The organism is Streptomyces sp. NPDC006265, assembly GCF_040613555.1.
In the GTDB taxonomy this organism is placed as follows: Bacteria; Actinomycetota; Actinomycetes; order Streptomycetales; family Streptomycetaceae; genus Streptomyces.
The window spans coordinates 1-3894 of sequence record NZ_JBEXSH010000850.1; the positions used below are offsets into that span (position 1 = coordinate 1).

4 protein-coding genes and 1 pseudogene are annotated in these 3894 nt (G+C 68.8%); all 5 read left to right on the top strand.

The annotated features are described in order from the left end of the window. Positions 1 to 377 precede the first annotated feature (377 nt). A complete protein-coding gene (coxB, locus tag ABZ281_RS41350) occupies positions 378 to 1022 on the top strand; it encodes a cytochrome c oxidase subunit II (RefSeq protein ID WP_356663089.1) in 645 nt (214 codons plus the stop codon). Further along, the gene (locus ABZ281_RS41355; protein WP_356663090.1) at positions 1019 to 2695 is read left to right on the top strand and encodes a cbb3-type cytochrome c oxidase subunit I; all 1677 of its coding nucleotides are present in this window, start codon (positions 1019 to 1021) and stop codon (positions 2693 to 2695) included. Before coxB ends, ABZ281_RS41355 begins: the two co-directional genes overlap by 4 nt. After that, on the top strand, positions 2692 to 3051 hold the full coding sequence (locus ABZ281_RS41360) for a hypothetical protein (RefSeq protein ID WP_356663091.1): 360 nt from the start codon (positions 2692 to 2694) through the stop codon (positions 3049 to 3051). Before ABZ281_RS41355 ends, ABZ281_RS41360 begins: the two co-directional genes overlap by 4 nt. 5 nt (positions 3052 to 3056) lie before the next feature. Further along, positions 3057 to 3590, top strand: a complete 534-nt coding sequence (locus ABZ281_RS41365; RefSeq protein WP_356663092.1) for a hypothetical protein — start codon at positions 3057 to 3059, stop codon at positions 3588 to 3590. Next, a pseudogene (locus ABZ281_RS41370) lies at positions 3580 to 3894 on the top strand (haloacid dehalogenase type II); the annotation flags it as partial. The gene ABZ281_RS41365 and the pseudogene ABZ281_RS41370, both read left to right, overlap by 11 nt.

Sequence of the window (3894 nt, forward strand, 5' to 3'; positions counted from 1 at the left end):
TTGCCCGTTGAGGAGCGGCGTTTGGTGCGTGCTCTCGGCGTGCCGGCCGGAAGCCCTCGTACTGGACGTACTCGGGGTTTCGGCCGGTGCGGCGATGGGGGTACCCCCCCTGCTCGAGCGGAGTCGAGAGCGTGGGGGAGCGTGCCGGGCGTCGTGACGGGGCGAACGTTGCCTGCCGCGGCACTAGCCCGGAGCGGAAGCCCGCGGTCATCCGGGTGTGAGGCGTGGACGCCCGGGGCACCCCCGTTGGCGGTGTGTCAGCTAGCAGCTCTGGAAGCTTATCCGTAATGTCCGCATGGCCTCGTTCGCGAACAGCGGGCGCGCCTGGGCAGAGGCGTTCGACGGAACGCCGCCGACGATTCGGAAATGGTGGGGCAGTGAAGCAACGTCATATCTTCGGCGACGTCCTCGCCTTGGAGTCGATCGTCGCCGCCGTGGTCTTCCTCGTGGTGATCGTCCTGTTCGGCTACGCGCTTCTCATGCGCCGGGCAGGGCGACGGGTGATCCCCTCTTCGCGTGCCGAACGCCCGCGTCTCGAGGCCTACTACGTGGGCATCCTGGCCGCGTTCGCCGTGTTCCTGGTGGCTTGGACCGCCTGGCAGAACAACCGGGAACACCATCAGGCGGCCGAGCGGCCCGTGCGGGTCGACGTCTCCGCGTTCCAGTGGTGCTGGAACTTCAGCTACCCCCAGGCGCCCGACTCGCGCGAAGTCGACGGGACGTGCAAGGGGGGCGACCTGCCGACCGTCGTGGTACCGACCGGCCGCCCCGTGGAGTTCCACCTGACCTCCCGTGACGTCATCCACTCGATGTGGATCCCGCATCTGCGCTACAAGATGGACGCCTTCCCCGACCACATGAACACCTTCACCGTCACCCTGGACAAGGAAGGCCGTTGGATGGGCAAGTGCGCCGAATTCTGTGGCCAGCTCCACTACAAGATGCACTTCTGGCTGAAGGCCGTCTCGCCAGAGGAGTACGACCGCTGGCTGCAGGGCGGCGGACAGGGCGCCGCCGCATGACGGTCTCGCCCACCACCACGAAGGAGGACACCGGCGGACGGGCGGTTTCGCCGGGCGGCTGGCTGGGCTGGGTGACCAGCACCGACCACAAGCGGATCGGCGTGCTGACCATGGGCACCGCCCTGGTGGTGCTCATGGCCATGGGCACCCTCGCCCTGACCATGCGCGTCCAGCTGGCCCAGCCGGAGCAGCATCTGGTGAGCACCCACACCTTCAACCAGCTGTTCACCATCCACGGCTCCGGCATGATCTACATGGTGTTCACCCCGTTCGCACTCGGGATGGGCATGTACCTCGTGCCGTTGCAGATCGGGGCCCCGGGTATCGCCATGCCGCGCTCGACACTGCTGGGCTACTGGCTCTACGCGCTCGGCGCCCTGGTCATGCTCTCTGGCTTCGCCACTCCCCTCGGAGCCCATGCCGACGGCTGGTTCTCCTATCCGCCGATGGCTGACAGCGTCAACTCGCCGGGCGTGGGGTCCGACCTGTGGATCGTGGGAGTGTTCCTGTCCACCACCGGGACCATCATCATGGGCTGGACCGTACTGTGGACGGTGCTGCGCAAGCGCACACACGGCATGACGATGCTGCGCCTCCCGGTGTTCTCCTGGTCGATGATCGCCAGCTCCCTGATGGTGATCGGCGCCTTCCCCGCCCTGCTGGCGGCGCTCGTCCTGCTCGCCGCCGGGCGCGCCGACCCGTCGATCTTCGATCACAACGTGTGGAACATCGGGTACCAGCACCTGTTCTGGTTCTACGGCCATCCCGTGGTGTACGTGATGTTCTTTCCGTACCTGGCCACGGTGGCCGAGGTGCTCGCCGTCTTCTCCGGGCGCCGCTTCTTCGGCTACACGGGCACGGTGCTGTCGTTGCTCGTGTTCGCCGCGCTGTCGATGAGTGTGTGGGGCCACCACATGTTCGCCACCGGCCAGGCGACCAACGACTACTACTCGTTGGCCTCCATCACGCTGCTCGTCCCCGCGGGCGTGGAGTACTTCGCCATGGTCGGGACCATCGTCGGCGGACGGCTGCGGCTGGCTCCTCCGATGCTGTTCGCCCTGGCGTTCATCCCGCAGTTCCTGATCGGTGGGCTCACCGGCATCATGGTCGGCACCCCGGTGATCGACTACCACGTCACCGACAGCTACTTCGTCGTCGCTCATCTTCACTACGTGCTGTTCGCGGGCAGTGCCTTCGGGCTGTTCGCCGGGGTGTACTTCTGGTTCCCGAAGGTGACCGGCGTGATGCTGGGCCACAGGGCGACCCGGCTGCACTTCTGGCTGCTGATGATCGGCACCAATGTGACCTTCCTGCCCATGTTCGCCCTCGGCTACCTCGGCATGCCGCGCAGGGTCGCCACCTACGCGGCCTTCGAGGGATTCGGTTGGATGAATCTCCTGTCCAGCATCGGTGCGGCCTTCCTCGCCGCTGCGATGGCCGTGTTCGCCGTCAACGTGCTGTGGACCCTGCGCCGGCGGACGCTGGGGAGCGCGGAGAAGGCCCCGGACGACCCGTGGGGCGGTCACAGCCTGGAATGGGCCACCTCGTCGCCGCCGCCCCGGTTCAACTTCACCCCGGAGCATCCGGTGCCACCCATCACCAGCTTCGCGCCCCTGCTGGACCTGCGACAGCGCAGGAAGCAGGAGGCCACGGCAGGGGGGAGCGGGTCGTGAAGCGGCACCTGTCCTTCGTGGTCGTGGCCGGCTGGGGTCTGCTCAACGCCCTGCTCCTCACCGTGCTCATGGTGTACGGCGAGAACACGATGGTGTACTGGCTGTGGGGCAGCGTCGTCGTCGTGCTGGAACTGGCCGCCCTCCTCGTTCTCGTCTCCTCTCGCACGGGACCCGACCAGCACGTCCGCTACCGGGTGCCGGACCGCTCGGCAGGCGCGGTGGCGCCCGCCGCGTTCGGCTTCCTGCTCGTCGCCCTGTCCTTTATCTACGGCTGGTGGCTGCTGGCCCTGGCAGGTCCCCTGTTGCTGGTGGCCGCGGCGCTCGCGGTACGCGGTACGACAGCGCGGGAGGAGTGAGCACGATGGACCACTCGACCCACGGAACGCTGTCGGCCGTGGTGGCGATGGCCGGGTCGGGCCTCCTGCTGGCCGCGGTGGTGCCCGGCGCCGTCCGGCTCACCCGGCGGGCGCCGCTGTGGCAGCGGATGAGTCTGCCCCCGGGTCTCGCCCTGCCCCTGCTGGTCCTGGTGCACGCGTGGGTGGTCCTCGCCGACCTGGTGCATCCCTTGCCGACCGGCGTCGCCGTCGCGTCGGAACTGGTACTGCTCCTGGCCGCCTTCGTCTTCTGGGTGCCAGTCGTCGCCTGCACCCGGCACCGCCTCAGCGATCCCGGCCGGTGTCTTTACCTGTTCCTCGCCGCGCCGCTGCTGGACATTCCCGCGCTGGGCGTGATCGCGTCAGGGCGCCAGGCCGAGGGTCTCGCCATGATCGTCGGCATGCTGCCTCTCGGAATCGTCGCGGCCGTCGCCACCTGGTCGTGGATTCAACGCGAAGAACGTCAGGCAGTGGACGCCCTGCCCCTCGCGATGCCCGGCGGTGACCCAGGTGTCCGCTGATCCGGGCCGCGGCGCGCTCGTCTTCGACGTCAACGAGACGCTCACGGACATGTCGCCGCTGGCCGCCCGCATGGCGGAGGCCGGTCTGCCCGGCGGGCTGCGGGAGCAGTGGTTCGCGGGCGTGCTCCGGGACGGCGTGGCCCTCACTCTCGCCGGTGGCCACGCCGCTTTCGCCGATCTCGCCGGCGACGGCCTGCGCACGCTCCTCGCCCGGCACGGGCACAGGCACGGCGAAGCGGACCTGGCGGCAGCCGTGGCCCATGTGCTCGGCGCCCTCTCGGAGCTGCCCGTCCACCCCGACGTC